Annotated in this window: 13 protein-coding genes, 1 pseudogene and 2 riboswitches; of the genes and pseudogenes, 3 read left to right on the top strand and 11 right to left on the bottom strand. The window is 70.8% G+C overall.

Annotated elements, in window-relative coordinates; translation table 11 throughout:
- Nucleotides 1–26: 26 nt before the first annotated feature.
- From glyA to SCMU_RS04160, 10 genes and pseudogenes are all read right to left on the bottom strand, one after another.
- Complete coding sequence (gene glyA, locus SCMU_RS04205) at nucleotides 27–1349, bottom strand: serine hydroxymethyltransferase (protein WP_443020212.1); 1323 nt, start codon at nucleotides 1347–1349, stop codon at nucleotides 27–29.
- Nucleotides 1346–1726, bottom strand: coding sequence for a glycine cleavage system protein GcvH (gcvH, locus tag SCMU_RS04200; RefSeq protein ID WP_229231771.1), 381 nt, complete (start codon nucleotides 1724–1726; stop codon nucleotides 1346–1348). Before gcvH ends, glyA begins: the two co-directional genes overlap by 4 nt.
- A 48-nt stretch (nucleotides 1727–1774) precedes the next feature.
- Nucleotides 1775–2956: a glycine cleavage system aminomethyltransferase GcvT gene (gcvT, locus tag SCMU_RS04195; RefSeq protein WP_229231770.1), complete on the bottom strand. Its 1182-nt coding sequence runs from the start codon at nucleotides 2954–2956 to the stop codon at nucleotides 1775–1777.
- Nucleotides 2957–2971: 15 nt separating this feature from the next.
- Nucleotides 2972–5884, bottom strand: coding sequence for an aminomethyl-transferring glycine dehydrogenase (gcvP, locus tag SCMU_RS04190; protein ID WP_371829631.1), 2913 nt, complete (start codon nucleotides 5882–5884; stop codon nucleotides 2972–2974).
- Between the two features lie 37 nt (nucleotides 5885–5921).
- Nucleotides 5922–6020, bottom strand: a riboswitch (glycine riboswitch).
- Nucleotide 6021: 1 nt separating this feature from the next.
- A riboswitch (glycine riboswitch) is annotated at nucleotides 6022–6120 on the bottom strand.
- A 229-nt stretch (nucleotides 6121–6349) separates the two neighbouring features.
- Nucleotides 6350–6541, bottom strand: a complete 192-nt coding sequence (locus tag SCMU_RS04185; protein WP_229231769.1) for a hypothetical protein — start codon at nucleotides 6539–6541, stop codon at nucleotides 6350–6352.
- Nucleotides 6542–6665: 124 nt separating this feature from the next.
- Complete coding sequence (locus SCMU_RS04180; protein ID WP_229231768.1) at nucleotides 6666–7436, bottom strand: excalibur calcium-binding domain-containing protein; 771 nt, start codon at nucleotides 7434–7436, stop codon at nucleotides 6666–6668.
- The gene (locus SCMU_RS04175; protein WP_229231767.1) at nucleotides 7426–8046 is read right to left on the bottom strand and encodes a GNAT family N-acetyltransferase; all 621 of its coding nucleotides are present in this window, start codon (nucleotides 8044–8046) and stop codon (nucleotides 7426–7428) included. Before SCMU_RS04175 ends, SCMU_RS04180 begins: the two co-directional genes overlap by 11 nt.
- A 132-nt stretch (nucleotides 8047–8178) precedes the next feature.
- Nucleotides 8179–10706, bottom strand: a pseudogene (locus SCMU_RS04170) (Tex family protein).
- A 10-nt stretch (nucleotides 10707–10716) separates the two neighbouring features.
- Nucleotides 10717–11592: a metal-dependent hydrolase gene (locus SCMU_RS04165; protein ID WP_229231766.1), complete on the bottom strand. Its 876-nt coding sequence runs from the start codon at nucleotides 11590–11592 to the stop codon at nucleotides 10717–10719.
- Nucleotides 11593–11658: 66 nt separating this feature from the next.
- Nucleotides 11659–11943 carry a hypothetical protein gene (locus SCMU_RS04160; protein WP_229231765.1) on the bottom strand — a complete coding sequence of 95 codons (285 nt, stop codon included), beginning with the start codon at nucleotides 11941–11943 and terminating at the stop codon, nucleotides 11659–11661.
- A gap of 83 nt (nucleotides 11944–12026) precedes the next feature.
- Here SCMU_RS04160 and SCMU_RS04155 point away from each other — a divergent pair, with 83 nt between their 5' ends.
- Complete coding sequence (locus SCMU_RS04155; protein WP_229231763.1) at nucleotides 12027–12647, top strand: L-threonylcarbamoyladenylate synthase; 621 nt, start codon at nucleotides 12027–12029, stop codon at nucleotides 12645–12647.
- 54 nt (nucleotides 12648–12701) lie between these two features.
- On the opposite strand, the gene SCMU_RS04150 is transcribed toward SCMU_RS04155, so the two are convergent.
- Nucleotides 12702–13166 (bottom strand): GatB/YqeY domain-containing protein, encoded by a 465-nt coding sequence (locus SCMU_RS04150; RefSeq protein ID WP_229231762.1) that lies wholly within the window; start codon nucleotides 13164–13166, stop codon nucleotides 12702–12704.
- A gap of 121 nt (nucleotides 13167–13287) precedes the next feature.
- Between SCMU_RS04150 and SCMU_RS04145 the strand changes: the two genes are divergently transcribed.
- Both SCMU_RS04145 and SCMU_RS04140 read left to right on the top strand, forming a co-directional pair.
- Complete coding sequence (locus tag SCMU_RS04145) at nucleotides 13288–13719, top strand: hypothetical protein (RefSeq protein WP_229231760.1); 432 nt, start codon at nucleotides 13288–13290, stop codon at nucleotides 13717–13719.
- A 41-nt stretch (nucleotides 13720–13760) separates the two neighbouring features.
- On the top strand, nucleotides 13761–15932 hold the full coding sequence (locus SCMU_RS04140) for a transglycosylase domain-containing protein (protein ID WP_229231759.1): 2172 nt from the start codon (nucleotides 13761–13763) through the stop codon (nucleotides 15930–15932).
- Nucleotides 15933–15937: the final 5 nt, after the last annotated feature.

Raw genomic sequence — 15937 nt, 5'->3', positions numbered from 1 at the left:
GTGTCGTCCCGGGCCCACACGCGGGGTCAGGCCAGGTCGGCGACCCCCGGGTAGAGCGGGTGCGCCGCCGCGAGGGCGTCGACCCGCGCCTTGAGCGGAGCGAGATCCGTGTCGGGGCCCGCGATGAGGGCCTCGGCGATGATGTCTGCGACCTCGCGGAACGCGGCCTCGCCGAACCCGCGGGTGGCGAGGGCCGGCGTGCCGATGCGGAGGCCGGAGGTGACCATCGGGGGGCGCGGGTCGAACGGGACGGCGTTGCGGTTCACGGTGATGTCGATCGCCGCGAGCCGGTCCTCGGCCTCCTGTCCGTTGAGGGCCGCGTCGCGCAGGTCCACGAGGACCAGGTGCACGTCGGTGCCCCCGGACACGACGCCGATGCCGGCAGCCTTGACGTCGCTGGCCGTGAGGCGCTCGGCGAGGATCTTCGCCCCGGCGAGTACGCGCTCCATGCGCTCCTTGAACTCCGGCGACGCGGCGATCTTGAACGCGACGGCCTTGCCGGCCACGACGTGCTCGAGGGGGCCGCCCTGCTGGCCCGGGAACACCGCCGAGTTGACCTTCTTGGCGATGTCCGGATCGTTGGTCAAGATGATGCCGCCGCGGGGACCCGCGAGGGTCTTGTGCGTCGTCGAGGTGACCACGTGGGCGTGCGGCACGGGCGAGGGGTGCAGGCCCGCCGCCACGAGGCCGGCGAAGTGCGCCATGTCCACCATGAGGTACGCGCCCACCGAATCGGCGATGCGACGGAACTCGGCGAAGTCGAGCTGGCGCGCGTAGGCGCTCCAGCCAGCCACGATGAGCTGCGGCTTGTGCTCCTGCGCGAGGCGCTCGACCTCGGCCATGTCGATCCGGTGGTCGTCCTCGCGGACCTGGTACGGAACGATGTTGTAGAGCTTGCCGGAGAAGTTGATCTTCATGCCGTGCGTGAGGTGGCCGCCGTGGGCGAGGTTGAGGCCCATGACGGTGTCGCCCGGCTTGATGAGCGCGTGCATCACGGAGGCGTTCGCCTGCGCGCCGGAGTGCGGCTGGACGTTCGCGTACTCGGCGCCGAAGAGAGCCTTGACGCGGTCGATCGCGAGCTGCTCGATCACGTCGACGTTCTCGCAGCCGCCGTAGTACCGCTTGCCCGGGTAGCCCTCGGCGTACTTGTTGGTCAGCACGGAGCCCTGGGCCTGCATGACGGCCACGGCCGTGTGGTTCTCGGACGCGATCATCTCGAGCCCGCCGCGCTGGCGGCCGAGCTCGGCGTCGATGCTGCGGGCGATCTCGGGGTCGAAGTCGCCGATGTTGGCATCCAGTGAGGGCGAGACCACCTGCACGAACTGCGCCGTGTCCTGGGCCCCGCTCACAGCTCGCCGCCGTTCTTGGAGGCGTACTCCTCGGCGGTCATGAGGGGGCCCTCCTCGGAGACCTCGACCGTGAAGAGCCAGCCGGCGCCGTACGGGTCCTCGTTGACGAGGGCCGGGTTGTCGATGGCCTCCTGGTTGACCTCGACGACCGTGCCGGAGACGGGCGAGTAGAGGTCGGAGACGCTCTTCGTCGACTCGATCTCGCCGCAGGTCTGGCCCGCGGTGACGGTGCCGCCGGCCTCGGGGAGATCGAGGTAGACGACGTCGCCGAGCGCGTCGGCGGCGACCTGGGAGACGCCGATCTTGGCGGGGGTGCCGGCCGTGTCGAGCCACTCGTGCTCTTCGGAGTAGCGGAGGCCGGTCTGGACCTTGCTCATGGTGTGGATCCTCTTCTTCGTCGAACGGGGAAAACGTGCGGTGAAAGGCTACTTCTGGCGCTTGTAGAACGGCAGCTCGATGACCTCGAACGGCTCGGCCTTGCCGCGCAGGTCCGCGTCGAGCTTCGTGCCGACGGCGGAGTGCTCGACGTCCACGTACGCGAGCGCGACGGGGTAGCCGAGGGTCGGGCTGGGCTGGCCGGACGTGACCTCGCCGACCTGCACGCCGTCCTTCATCACCGCGTAGTGCGAGCGGGCGGCGCGGCGGCCAAGGCCCTTGAGGCCCACGAGGCGCTGGCCGCTCGTGGTGCCCTCGCCCTCGGCCTTCTTCGCCTCGAGCGCGGCGCGGCCCACGAAGTCGCCCTCCTTGCTCTTGAGCGCAACGACGCCGCCCAGGCCCCCGGCGAACGGCGAGCGGCCGCGGGAAAGCTCGTTGCCGTAGAGCGGCATGCCGGCCTCGAGGCGGAGCGAGTCGCGGCATGCGAGGCCGCACGGAACGAGGCCGTGGGCCTTGCCGGCCTCCTCGAGCGCCTTCCACAGCTGGACGGCAAGCTCGTTGCCGACGAACAGCTCGAAGCCGTCCTCGCCGGTGTAGCCGGTACGCGCCAGGAACACGGGCACGCCCGCGATGGTGGCCTCGATGCCCGCGTAGTACTTGAGCTGGCGGATGTCCTCGTGGTCCTCGGAGCCAGCCACGGAGAGCAGGATCGCCTCCGCGTTCGGGCCCTGCACGGCGACGAGGGACGTCTCAGCCGAGGCGTCGCGGAGGGCGACGGCGCCGGCCGCCCCGCCGCCGTCGGCCGTCTGGAACGCCTCGAGGCGGGAGGCGAGCTCCGCAGCGACGGTCTCCGCGTTGCCCGCGTTGGGGACGACGAGGAAGTCGTCCTCGGCGACCCGGTAGACGATGAGGTCATCGATGATGCCGCCGTCCTCGGCGCAGATCAGCGAGTACTTGGCCTTGCCCACGGCAATGGCCGAGAGCTTGCCGACGAGTGCGTAGTCCAGGAACGCGCCGGCGCCCGGGCCCGTGGCCCAGACCTCGCCCATGTGGGAGAGGTCGAACAGGCCGGCCGCCTCGCGGACTGCCTTGTGCTCGGCGAGCTCGGAACCGTACTTGAGCGGCATCTGCCAGCCGCCGAAGTCGGTGAAGGACGCGCCGAGGGCGGCGTGCTCGTCGTAGAGGGCGGTGCGCTTCTCCTGGACGGCCTGCGCGTTGGTCGTTTCAGTCATGGGAAGTCTCCTTGCTCAGTGGGCGAGAGCGGTCTCGGCGTCCTCGAATGCTTCGAGGGGCGGGCACGCGCAGATCAGGTTGCGGTCGCCGCCGGCGCCGTCGATGCGGCCGACCGGGGCGAAGTACTTGTCCTGGTGGTGCGTCTTGCCCGGGAAGGCGGCCTGCTCGCGGGTGTACGGGCGGTCCCACTCGGTGGAGACGACGGCCGCCGCGGTGTGCGGGGCGCGGCGCAGCGGCGAGTCGGCGAGCTCGAAGTCGCCGGAGCCGACCTGGTCGATTTCGGCGCGGATGGCGATCATCGCGTCGATGAACCGGTCGATCTCGCCGAGGTCCTCGGACTCGGTCGGCTCGACCATGAGCGTGCCCGCCACGGGGAACGCGAGGGTCGGGGCGTGGAAGCCGTAGTCGATGAGGCGCTTCGCGACGTCCTCCGCGGTCACGCCGGTCTTGGCGGTGAGCTCGCGCAGGTCGAGGATGCACTCGTGGGCCACGAGGCCGCCCTCGCCCGTGTACAGGACGGGGAAGGAGGAGTCGAGGCGCTTGGCGATGTAGTTCGCCGCCAGCAGGGCGGACTTCGTGGCCTCGGTCAGGCCCTCGCCGCCCATGAGCTTCACGTACGCCCACGAGATGGGGAGCACGCCGGCGGAGCCGTAGCGCGATGCCGAGACGGGGATGGCCGTCTCGCCCTCGGCGCCGGTCCACTGCGTGGCGTCGCCGGGCATGAACGGGGCGAGGTGTGCGCGGGCCGCGACGGGGCCGACGCCGGGGCCGCCGCCGCCGTGCGGGATGCAGAACGTCTTGTGGAGGTTCAGGTGGGAGACGTCGCCGCCGAACTTGCCCGGCTGGGCCAGTCCCACGAGCGCGTTCATGTTGGCGCCGTCGATGTAGACCTGGCCCCCGGCCTCGTGGACAGCGTCGCAGACCTGGCGCACGTCGGCGTCGTACACGCCGTGCGTGGACGGGTACGTGATCATGATCGCCGCGAGGTTGTCGCGATGCTGCTCGATCTTGGCGTTCAGGTCGTCGTGGTCGATCGTGCCGTCGGAGGCCGTGGCCACGACGACGACCTTCATGCCCGCGAGGACGGCCGAGGCGGCGTTGGTGCCGTGGGCCGAGGCCGGGATGAGGCAGATGTCGCGCTGGCCCTCGCCGCGGGAGGCGTGGTAGCCGCGGATCGCGAGGAGGCCGGCGAACTCGCCCTGGGAGCCGGCGTTCGGCTGGATGGAGACCTGGTCGTAGCCGGTGATCGTGGCGAGGTCCGCCTCAAGGTCGGCGATGAGCTCGCGCCAGCCGGCGGTCTGGGAGTCCGGGGCGAACGGGTGGATGCCTGCGAACTCGGGCCACGTCATCGACTCCATCTCGACGGTGGCGTTGAGCTTCATCGTGCAGGAGCCGAGCGGGATCATCGTCCGGTCCAGCGCGAGGTCGCGGTCCGAGAGCTTGCGCAGGTAGCGCAGCATCTGGGTCTCGGAGCGGTACGAGTGGAACACAGGGTGGGTGAGGTACTGGCTCGTGCGCAGGACGGCCGGCTCGAGGTCGAAGCTCTCGCCCTCTGCGCCGGAGCGCACGTCGACGCCGTCGCCCGCCGCGCCGGCACCGAAGACGCCCGCCACGATGGCCACGTGCTCGGCCGTGGTGGCCTCGTCGCACGAGATGCCGACGGTGTCGGCGTCGACGAGGCGCAGGTTCACGCCCTGCTTCTCGGCCTTCTCCACGAGCGCGGCCGCGCGGCCCGGGACCTTCGCCGTGACGGTGTCGAAGAAGCTTCGGTGCGCGAGCTCGACCCCGGCGCCCGCGAGCGCCGCCGCGAGCGAACGGGCGTGGGAGTGCGTGCGCTGCGCGATGGCCTTGAGGCCCTCGGGTCCGTGGTACACGGCGTACATCGAGGCGACGATCGCGAGGAGCGCCTGCGCGGTGCAGATGTTGGACGTGGCCTTCTCGCGGCGGATGTGCTGCTCGCGGGTCTGGAGGGCCAGGCGGTAGGCGGGCATCCCGGCGTCGTCCTTCGAGACGCCCACGAGGCGGCCGGGGAGCTGCCGCTCGAGCCCCTTGTGGACGCTCATGAAGGCCGCGTGCGGGCCGCCGTAGAACAGCGGCACGCCGAAGCGCTGGGCGGAGCCGACGGCGATGTCCGCGCCCTGCTCGCCCGGGGACTTGATGAGGGTGAGCGCCAGAAGGTCGGCCGCGACAGTGACGAGGGCGCCGCGGTCCTTGGCCTCGGCGATGAGCGCCGTGGCGTCCGTGACGAGGCCGGAGGCACCCGGCTGCTGGATCACGAGGCCATTGATCGGCCCCTCGGGCAGGCCCTGGGAGAGGTCCGCGACCTCGACCTCGAAGCCGAGCGCCTTCGCGCGGCCCTTGACGATCGAGATGGACTGCGGGAACAGGTCGGCGTCGAGCACCGTCCGACCGCCAGCGGCCTCCTTGTTCTTGTTCGCGCGGCGCATCAGGAGCACGGCCTCGGCGACGGCGGTGGCCTCGTCCAGCAGCGAGGCGTTGGCGATTGCGAGGCCCGTGAGGTCCTCGACCGCGGTCTGGAAGTTCAGGAGGGCCTCCAGGCGGCCCTGGGAGATCTCCGGCTGGTACGGGGTGTACGCCGTGTACCAGGCCGGGTCCTCGACGATGTTCCGCCGGATCACCGGCGGGGTGATGGTGTCGTAGTAGCCCTGGCCGATCATCTGGACGCGGGGCTTGTTCTTGGACGCGAGGCCGCGGAGCGTCGCAAGGGTCTCGGCCTCGCTGAGGGCCGTGCCGAGCGAGAGCGGCTTGTCCTGCTTGATGCTGTCCGGCACAGCAGCCTCAGCGAGGGCGTCCGCGCTGTCGTAGCCCACGGCGTTGAGCATGTGCTTGATGTCGGCGTCGCGACGGGCACCGATGTGCCGGTCGACGAACGCTGCGGGGGAAAGGTCCGTCACGGGGAACTCCATCCATCTGGCTGCCCGGGGGCAGCTTCTGATTTTCGTTCCTCCCCGCTCTGTATCGGACCTGAGAGATTCCGCCGGGCTGGGCCCGGCTTGCACCGTCGGTGAGCGCTTGCCTTGGGGGCGCTGCTTTCCAGAGTTGCCTTGCCGCGGCGGTACAGGTGCCTGAGAGATTCCTGGGGAGGTGTTGCTCCTACGGCGCCTGCTTGCTCGTGCTCGCAGGACTCTCCCGCCGCAGATCAGAGGCTGTATTCAGTTTGCGCTCCTGACGCACGCGTGGGCACGCGACCATCCGGGGCTTAGGCCAATTGTGCTATGCCGAGGGTCACATCGGCAAATGCTTCCCCCGGCACACACAGCTGGCGCCCGGCTGATGCTCCATCGCGAACCTGACCTCGGCCCGCGGCCCTCCGGACGCACGTGGCCCCCGGTCCTGTGGGACCGGGGGCCACGTCCAGACGTCGCCGCGTTTCAGCCAGCGATCTGGGAGCTGTCTCCACGCAGCTTGGTGTGCTGCACGGACTCACTCGTGCGCATGATCCACCGGGCGGCGCCGACCATCACGGTCGTCCCGACGAACGCCAGGATGCCCAGCGCAAGCAGCAGCGCGCCGAGCGCGACGGTACCGAAGAACACAGCAGTCTGAAGGTTGAACTCGAACATGGCTCCACTCGCTCCGAACCCCTCCGCGTAAGGGGTCCACGTCCAATTCTGACCGGGCTGCGCGGGCCCCATGACGCTGAGCCGCAGTGATCTTGGCCACGCTCCCCGAAGCGTCGCCGTGTGGTCAGTTGCAGGCGATCCCGTCCCCGTTCCGGTCGAGCCGCGGGCTGTATCCCGGCTGGCCGCGGAGGAGCGTCTGGATGCCGGCAGCGCGGAGTGCACCGCAGTTCTTGTAGCTCGGCGTAGCCGTGGGGGACGTGGGAGCCGCCAGCGCTGGCGCGACCGCGGACTGCACTGCAGGCGCCGCAGGCACCGCGGGTGCCGCGGCGGGCCCCGGCACCTCCGGCTGCCCGGTCGCCGCCGGCTGCGCGGGCTCCCCCGGCGTCGTGACGGCCCCGCTCGGCTGGGGTGTGGAGCCTGCCGATGCGGCGGACAACGGCGTCGTCGCGCCTTCCGCAGGAGTGGTCACCTGAGCGGCGGCGACCCCTTCGTGGGCCGCGGACCCGGCCAGGGCCGCGTCCCACGAGCCGGTAACGCCTTGGAGGGACGCTGCGCCGAGGGCCAGGAGGAGCGCGACGACCGCAGCCCACACCGCGGGGCGCGGGACCACGCTGGACCCCGCCGACCGGGACGAACCCGACTTCCAGAACACTGCGGCGGCCAGGACGACCCCGGCCGCGACGAGCACGGCGACGGGGGCAACCACGACGCCGACGACCGCGACGAGCGCCGCGGCGACCGCGAACGCCGCGACCATCCGGCCGGAAGCCGCGCGCCGCTGCCCGCGAGTGCGCGGCCGAAGTTCCGGGCCGGCACCCAGTTCGTCGTGTGGGGCCCCCTCGAGGGGCGGCTCGTCAGGGTGCGGCTGCCCCTGCAGCAGCTCGTCAGCGAGCACGCCGAGCCTCCCACTCCTCGCGCAGCACGCCGTAGACCACGGCGTCGTACAGCTCGCCGCGCACCTTCCGCGCCTTGCGGAACCGGGCCTCCTCCGTGAAGCCGAGCTTCGCCCCGATGCGGCACATCCCCGTGTTCCCGCTCCATGTCGCGAAGTCGAGCCGGTCGCTGTCCGTCTCCGCGAACAGGTAGTCCGTCCACAGGGCGAGCGCTTCGGTGCCGTAGCCGCCGGACCAGTGGGCGGGGTCGTAGATGACGAGCCCGAGCCGCCGCCACGGCAGGAGTGCCGTGCCGTCCCCGGACTCCTCGGAGGGCCGCTCCTCCCAGTACCAGGAAACCTGCCCCACGAACTCACCCGAGGCGGCGTCCACGATGGCGAGGTGCTCCCGCACAGCCGGCCAGTCGCCGTCGCGCGCGCGACGCCGGAGGCCATCGCACCAGCCGTTCGCCCCCTCGGCGGTCCACCGCGCGTAGAACGGCCCGTCGTACAGCTGCCACTCGTGGACCCCCCGCGAGGGAGGCACGATCCAGCGACGGAGGGCCTCGATGTCGGAGGGGGTCCAGTCCCGCAGGGTGGCGCGGGAGCCGGGAAGGAGCACGGGGTCGGTCACCCGCCCACCCTATCGACCCCGACCTATCGACCCCGACGTTGAGGGGTCATTTCCCTGCGTTGAGGGGTCACGTCCCTGCGTTGAGAGGTCACGCCCCAACCTCGACGTCGGCCTGCGCCTGAGCCGTGCGGCTCAGCGGGCGAGGCCGGCCCTCCTCAGCGCATCGGCGAGCGCCGTGTCCGCCGGAGCCGGGCCCGGGCCGCCCCGGCGCTGGTCGGCCCCGCGCTGACCCGATCCCTTCTGGTCGGATCCCCTCTGGCCGGCCCCGCGGGGCTGGCCGGATCCCTTCTGGCCACCCTGACGGGGAGCGCCGCCTTCGCGGGGCTGGCCGCCCTCGGACCCACGACGCCGTTCCTCGCCTCCGCGGGCCCCTCCCCCGCGCTCGGCACGGCCCCCGCCGACCTCGTCGTCGAGGCGCAGGGTGAGCGAGATCCGCTTGCGGGGCACGTCGACATCGAGCACCTTGACCTTGACGATCTGTCCTGACTGCACCAGCTCGCGCGGGTCCGAGATGAACTTCGTGCTCATGGCAGAGACGTGCACGAGGCCGTCCTGCTGGACCCCGAGGTCCACGAACGCGCCGAACGCGGCAACGTTGGAAACGGTGCCCTCGAGGATCATGCCGGGCTTGACGTCATTGATGGTCTCGACGCCCTCGGTCAGGGACGCCGTGACGAACTCGGGACGCGGGTCCCGGCCGGGCCGGACGAGCTCGGCCATGACGTCGCGGACGGTCGGCAGGCCGAAGCGCTCGTCGGCGAACTGGGACGCGTCCAAGGTCGCCACGCGCTCCTTGGACCCGCCGGCTGCGTCAAGGATCCGCGCCGCAAGGCCGTACGCTTCGGGGTGCACGGCCGAGGCATCGAGCGGCTGTGTGCCGCCGGTGACGCGGAGGAAGCCCGCGCACTGCTCGAACGCCTTCTCCCCCAGCCGAGGCACCTTCTTCAGCTGGGCGCGCGAGGCGAAGGCCCCGTTCGCGTCGCGGTATTCAACGATGTTCCGGCTGAGGGTCGGTCCAAGGCCGGCGACCCTCGCAAGCAGCGCGGGCGAGGCGGTGTTGACGTCCACGCCGACCGCGTTCACGCAGTCCTCGACGACGGCATCCAGGGTCCGCTCGAGCTTGGACTGGGTGACGTCGTGCTGGTACTGGCCCACGCCGATCGACTTCGGGTCGATCTTCACGAGCTCCGCGAGCGGGTCCTGCAGGCGACGCGCGATGGACACGGCACCGCGAAGGGACACGTCCATGCCCGGCAGCTCGGCCGACGCGAGCGCCGACGCCGAGTACACCGACGCGCCCGCCTCGGACACGATGACCTTCGCGCTGCGCGGCATGCCGAGGCGGCTCAGGAGCTCTCCCGCAAGCCGGTCGGTTTCGCGGCTCGCAGTGCCGTTGCCGACCGCCACGAGTTCGACGCCGTGCGCCCGGCACAGCTTCTCGAGGACGGCGAGCGACTCCTCCCACTTCTTGGCCGGCGCGTGGGGTAGATGGTCGCGGTGGCCACGACCTTGCCGGTACCGTCGACGACCGCGACCTTGACTCCCGTGCGGAGGCCCGGGTCGAGGCCGAGCACCGCCCGGTTTCCGGCCGGCGCGGCGAGGAGCACGTCGCGGAGGTTGGCGGCGAAGACCCTGACGGACTCGTCCTCAGCCTGCTCGAAGAGCCGGCCCCGGAGATCCGACTCGAGCTTTGCCAGGAGCCGGCCCTGCCAGGCCACTTTGACTGTCTGCGCGAGCCACTTCGCGGCCGGAGTGCCGGCGCCACCGCGGACGCCCAGCGCGCGCGCCACGGCGGCCTCGTACCCGGTGCGCGCCTCGGCGAGGGCGGCATCGTCGCGCGGATCGGCCTCGGCGATGCCGAGCGATAGCGCGCCCTCCCGCTCGCCCCGCAGCAACGCAAGGACCCGGTGCCCCGGCAGTGCCTGGACGGGCTGGACGTAGTCCTCGAAGTCGGCATACTTGCTGCCCGCATCGCCCGTGCCCTTGGCCTCGGAGTGGATGCGGCCGCCCCGGAACAGGCGCTCGCGCAGCACGGAGACCAGCTCCGCGTTCTGACCGGCGCGCTCGGTGAGGATGGCACGGGCGCCGGAGAGGGCTTCCTGCGCGCTCGCGACGCCTCGCTCCTCGCTGAGGTAGGCCGCAGCGAGGGCGTCGAGGTCTTGAGTGGGGTCGGCCAGGATCGCGTCGGCGAGCGGCTCGAGGCCCGCCTCCCGGGCGATCTGCGCGCGTGTGCGGCGCTTGGACTTGTAGGGGAGGTAGAGGTCCTCGAGCTCGGCCTTGGTGGCGGCGGCGAGGAGGGCGGCCTGGAGCTCGTCGGTGAGCGCGCCCTGCTCGGCGATCGAGCCGAGGATCGCGCGGCGGCGGTCCTCGAGCTCCCGCAGGTACCGCAGTCGCTCCTCGAGGTCGCGCAGCTGCGCGTCGTCGAGCGTGCCCGTGACCTCCTTCCGGTACCGGGCGATGAACGGGACCGTGGCACCCCCGTCGAGCAGCCCCACGGCGGCCTTCACCTGCCACGGGGCCACGCCGAGCTCGGCTGCGATGGTCCGGGCGATCGCCTCCGCGGTCTCCCCGTCGCCGGGCAGGGAGGGGTGCTTCTGGGTCGGGGCAGTCTCGATGCTCACGGATCTACTTTGCCCTATCCCACCGACAGTCCTCGCCATCCCGCCGACCTCAGCGGGACGCGATCCCCCAGAGGGCGCTCGCCCACAGGAACCCCGACCGGCCCAGGTCCACGAGGGACGTCCCGACCCCGATGACCGCGTAGACGCTCACCGGCACGAGCATGAGCCACTCGCGCCACGAGCCCGCGTCGCCGAGGATCGGCAGGCACACGTGCCCGCCGCGCCGCCACACGGTGCGGATGATCGGCGTCCGGTGCATGAACGTGGGGCGGCGCACCCTGAACGGCCAGATGAGGTTGCACCCGCCGGTAGTCAGCAGGTCGCCCGCGATGTGGACAGCGCACCCGATGCCGACCGCGAGCGGGAACCAGTCCTGCTCGTCCGGCGCGTAGAGCGCCACGAACGCCGCGAGCGGCACGGACAGGATCCAGGGGAGCTTCTGCACGCCGTCGGGCAGGATGCCCAGGACCTTCGCCGCGAAGGAGACGAGGAGCAGCGAGACGAGCCCGGCCCCGAGGTACACGGTGCCCCACAGCGGCGTCTCGATGGTCCAGTGCCCAGCGAACCAGGCCAGGGCGACGAACCCGGCGATGCCCACGAGCGAGTGGGTGCCGTTGCGGTGGCCGCCCGCGATGGCGCCAATGCTCGCGCACACCGCGTTCGAGACGGGCGGGAGGGACTGGGCTATGGTCGCGCTGCGGTGGTCGGCGTCGGGCAGCAGTGCGGCGCCGGCCGTGACGAGCGCTCCCACGACGATCCCGACGGGCGTCGCCTCGAACAGCGGCCAGCCGAGGTCGAAGGCGATCGGGCCGACCCCCAGCCCGGGCGGAAGCATCGAAGTGATGAACGTGAGGTCGAAATGGACACGGGTTGTCAGCGCGACCCAGGCTGCTGCGCCACAGGCCGCGTGGTGGGGACCCATCATGCCGCCGGGGACCTCCGGCAGGAACAGGGACGGGACGGTGGTTCGGGCTCTCTCACTGTGCGGCGCTCAGGCCGTGCAATCGGCGCAAGCGCCGGATCCGAGGTCGGCGTCCGCGAGGATGGCACCGCAGTCACGGCACCACGCATGGGCCCTGAGGTCGCAGCAGTCCGCGCACACGTGCTCCTCGGACTCCGCGAGGGCGCCACCGCACTCGAAGCACACGTCCTCGACGAGGGCGAGGGAGCGCCCGCGATGGGGGCTGTGCTCGACGTTCCGGCTGTGCTCGGTTCCCGGGCCGTGCCCGATTCCCGGGGCGTGCTCGATTCCCGGGGCTACTGCTGCTGTGCTCATACAAAGAGGCTAGGGACGGGGTCCGACATTTCTCGTCCACCGCCTCGGAGAGTTGCGGATTCGGCGGGCGTAGGCTGGCTGGCATGGCCAGATTCTTCGACGTTCACCCCGTCGACCCGCAGCCCCGGGCGATCTCCCAGGTCGCGCAGATCCTGCGCGACGGCGGGCTCATCGCCTACCCGACCGACTCGTGCTATGCGCTGGGGGCCATGATGGGCAACCGCGAGGCGCTCGATCGGATCCGGCAGATCCGGCATCTCGACGACAAGCACCACTTCACGCTCGTGTGCGCGGAGTTCGCCCAACTCGGCCAGCTCGTGGAGATGCCCAACGACGTGTTCCGCGCCATCAAGGCGGTCACGCCCGGCCCCTACACCTTCATCCTCCCCGCCACGCGGGAGGTGCCCAAGCGCATGCTGCACCCGAAGAAGAAATCGGTGGGCGTCCGCATCCCGGACCACCCGGTAGTCCGGGCGCTCCTGCGTGAGCTGGGCGAGCCGCTCCTCTCCTCGACCCTCCTCCTGCCGGGCGAGGAGGAGCCCCTCACGGACGGCTGGGAGATCAAGGAACGCCTCGACCACGTCCTGGACGCCGTCATCGACGCGGGCGAGTGCGGTTCCGAGCCGACCACCGTCGTGGACTTCACGTCCGGGTCCGCGGAGATCGCCCGGCGCGGCGCGGGGGACACGGCCCGATTCGAGTAGCCCCGCGAGGGCCGGGCGCACGACGCCGGGTGCGCGGCCGCCGTCGTGCGCCCCCTACGCGAGGCGCGAGCGGACGATCTCGCTGACCACCTTGCCGTCGAACCGGCCGGCCACCTCCGCCGTGACGGGCTTCATGACCTGGCCCATCTGGCGCATGGTCAGCTCGGTGCCGTCTGCCTTCAGCTGTGCGATCGCGCCGTCCACGATGGCCTCGACCTCCTCGCGCGTGAGCGGCTTGGGAAGGTACTGCTCGATCACCTCGGCCTCGGCGATCTCGGCCGCGGCACGGTCCTGCTCCCCGGCCTGTGCGTAGATCTCCGCGGTCTCCCGGCGCTTCGATGCCTCCTTCTGCAGCAGCGCGGTGAGCTGCGCGTCGTCGAACGCTACGGGGGTCTTTCCGGACTTCTCGCGGGTCTCGATCTCGCCGAGCACGTTGCGCACCGTCGTGAGGGCCGTCTTGTTGCCGGACTTCATGTGGGTCACGACGTCGGCCTGGAGGCGCTCCTTGAGCGTGGGCATGGGACCTCTTCTCTGGTGGGGTTTCGTCCGCTCCCACGATCCTAGGCGTTCACCGATGCGGGGGCACCCGGCGCTCCCACACCCGGCGCTCCTACAATGGAAGAAGGCTTAAGGAGGCCTCGTGGGACGCATGCATTACAGGGTCCGGGGCCAGCGGCACGGTCTCAGGTCCCGCCGTCTGCCCTCGACGACGAGCCACGCCGCCGGGCACATCCCGAAGGTGCCGCCACCACGCTCAGCGCGGCCGGTGGCGAGTTGGGAGGGGCTCCGGCGAGTACGGCCGCTCCCTCTGGCGGCGCTGATCCTCCAATGGCTCGTGATCGCCGTGCTCTGCTTGGCCGTCCTCGACATCGCCCGGGTGGCGGGCGTCCCCATCGTGCTGGCGGTCCTCGTCTGGACGGGTCTGAGGTTCATGCGGACCCCACGGCGCGTGATCGCCCGTGAGCCCCGCGGCCAGGGGAAGGCCGAGGCGCGCCCGCCCGCGGCCCCGCTGCGCGGCAACCCCTACGACCTGGACACGTATCTCAGGCGCCGCGCCGAAGACCGCCCGTAAAGGTCTCGCCCGTGCGGTTCGGAGTCCGTAGGATGCGGAACATGGCCAGAGCCAGGGACGCGGCCACGGCCGTCGGAAGGATCGTCGCCTTCTTCGCGATCAGCGCAGTCTGCGGTGCGCTCGTCGCGGGCTTCTTCGCGCCGGTCGCAGCAGCGACGTGGGGCGCGACGAACGGCACCGTGCAGTTCTTCGACAGCCTGCCCTCGGACCTGACAGTGACCCCGCCGGCCCGCGTCACGAAGATCCTCGCCGCGGACGGCTCGGAGATCGCAACTCTCTACAACGAGAACCGCACCCCGGTGAACCTCGACCAGATGTCCCCGAACGTCAAGAACGCCGTCGTCGCAATAGAGGACTACCGCTTCTACGACCACGGCGGCGTCGACGCCACCGGGATCCTGCGCGCCGTCATGGCCAACATCCGCGGCGACCGTCAGGGCGCGTCCACGCTCACCCAGCAGTACGTGGCGAACGTGCTGAAGGAAAACTCCCTCGCGGAGGGGCAGGACCCCACCGTGCTGCTCAACGGCCAGAAGAGCCTGGGCGACAAGCTGCGCGAGATGAAGCTGTCAATCGCCCTCGAGAAGAAGTACTCGAAGGACGAGATTCTCGCCGGGTACCTCAACATCGTCTTCTTCAACACCCACGCCTACGGCATCCAGGCGGCAAGCCAGTACTTCTTCTCGGTGGATGCCAAGGACCTCACGCTCCCCCAGGCCGCGCTCCTCGCCGGCGTGGTGAACGGCCCCTCGGTATACGACCCCACCGCCTACCCGGACAACTCGGTGGCCCGGCGCAACCTCGTGCTGGACGCAATGCTGCAGCACGGCTACATCGACAAGAAGCAGCATGACGACGCCGTCGCCGCCCCTCTCGGGCTCAAGCTCAATCCGCCGCACCAGGGCTGCGCCTACGCACTTCAGGCGCAGTACTTCTGCGACTACGTGCTGCACCAGATCCTCAATGACCCGACGTATGGAGCCACCCCGGACGCGCGGTACCAGGCGGTCACCCGGAACGGGCTGACGATCACGACTACCCTTGACACGCGCCTCCAGGCTCCCGCGCAGGCCCAGGTGGACTCGACGGCGGGCGCAAACCCGGACAAGTGGGGCACCTCGCTCGTGACGGTGCAGCCGGGCACAGGCAAGGTCCTCGCGATGGCCCAGAACACCCGGATGCTCCCGGGGCAGGGCCTCGACTTCGTCACGAGCTACAACTTCGGCGTGGACCGCACCGACGCCAACGGCAACGACCTCGGTGGCGCCGGGGGCTTCCAGCCGGGGTCGGCCATGAAGCCCATCACGCTCACGGCGTGGCTGAGCGAGGGCAAGCAGACGGACGCGATCGTCAATGCCGCACAGCGTCGCTACCCGCTCAACTACCCGTGGCGGAGCACGTGCGGGCGCGTCATCGGCGCCTATGACAGCGCGACCGTCGCCAGCCTTGGGACCTCCGGCGACCTCCAAAACGACGAGCCCCAGTGGTACCGGCCCATGACCGTCCGCGAAGGCATCTACCAGTCCATCAACACCGCGACCTTCGCTTCCGCCGCTGGCCTGAACGACTTCTGCGACATCCAGCGGTCCGCGGACGCGCTCGGGATGCACGACGGCGACGGCGCCGGCAAGAAGCTCGACCTTTCGGTCCTGGGCAACCTGCTCGGCGGCCCGAACATCTCCCCGCTGACCATGGCCTCGGGCTACGCGACCTTCGCGGCCAACGGCACCTACTGCGTGCCGTGGTCGATCGCGACGGTGACGGACTGGCAGGGCAAGCAGATCGGCGGGCAGACGCAGCAGTGCCAGCCCGGGTCCATCAAGCCGGACGTGGCGAAGGCCGTGACGAACGTGCTCCAGGACGTTCTCACGAAGGGCTCGGGCTACAACATCAAGGACAACGCCGGCAAGACGATCTTCCTCGGGGTCCCCGACGCCGCGAAGACGGGCACCAACGAGTACAACAGCGAGACGTGGCTCGTCGGATACACCCGGGGCCTCGCGACGGCGTCCTACTTCGGCGAGGCCCTCGGGAACCCGGAGGACCACCCCGGACGGAACGTGATCGTCAACGGGCGGTTCTGGCCCAACATCGACGGCGCGTACATTGCCGGCCCGCAGTGGGCGTTCTACATGCAGAAGGTCCTCGGCCTGTACGACCACGGCAACTTCGACCCGCCCCCGCCGAGCCTGATCACGCCAGGCAAGAAGTAGCACCC

The sequence above is a fragment of the Sinomonas cyclohexanicum genome (assembly GCF_020886775.1).
Taxonomy (GTDB): Bacteria; Actinomycetota; Actinomycetes; order Actinomycetales; family Micrococcaceae; genus Sinomonas; species Sinomonas cyclohexanicum.
Note: the sequence above shows the minus strand (reverse complement) of the source record. Positions and strands in the feature narration are given on the sequence as shown.

Bases quoted from the DNA above. Each gene is read 5' to 3' on its own strand.
- SCMU_RS04140 (WP_229231759.1), top strand. From the start codon at position 13,761: ATGGCCAGAGCCAGGGACGCGGCCACGGCCGTCGGAAGGATCGTCGCC.
- SCMU_RS04185 (WP_229231769.1), bottom strand. From the start codon at position 6,541: ATGTTCGAGTTCAACCTTCAGACTGCTGTGTTCTTCGGTACCGTCGCG.
- gcvT (WP_229231770.1), bottom strand. From the start codon at position 2,956: ATGACTGAAACGACCAACGCGCAGGCCGTCCAGGAGAAGCGCACCGCC.
- SCMU_RS04150 (WP_229231762.1), bottom strand. From the start codon at position 13,166: ATGCCCACGCTCAAGGAGCGCCTCCAGGCCGACGTCGTGACCCACATG.
- gcvP (WP_371829631.1), bottom strand. From the start codon at position 5,884: ATGGAGTTCCCCGTGACGGACCTTTCCCCCGCAGCGTTCGTCGACCGG.
- SCMU_RS04165 (WP_229231766.1), bottom strand. From the start codon at position 11,592: ATGATGGGTCCCCACCACGCGGCCTGTGGCGCAGCAGCCTGGGTCGCG.
- gcvH (WP_229231771.1), bottom strand. From the start codon at position 1,726: ATGAGCAAGGTCCAGACCGGCCTCCGCTACTCCGAAGAGCACGAGTGG.
- SCMU_RS04160 (WP_229231765.1), bottom strand. From the start codon at position 11,943: ATGAGCACAGCAGCAGTAGCCCCGGGAATCGAGCACGCCCCGGGAATC.
- SCMU_RS04155 (WP_229231763.1), top strand. From the start codon at position 12,027: ATGGCCAGATTCTTCGACGTTCACCCCGTCGACCCGCAGCCCCGGGCG.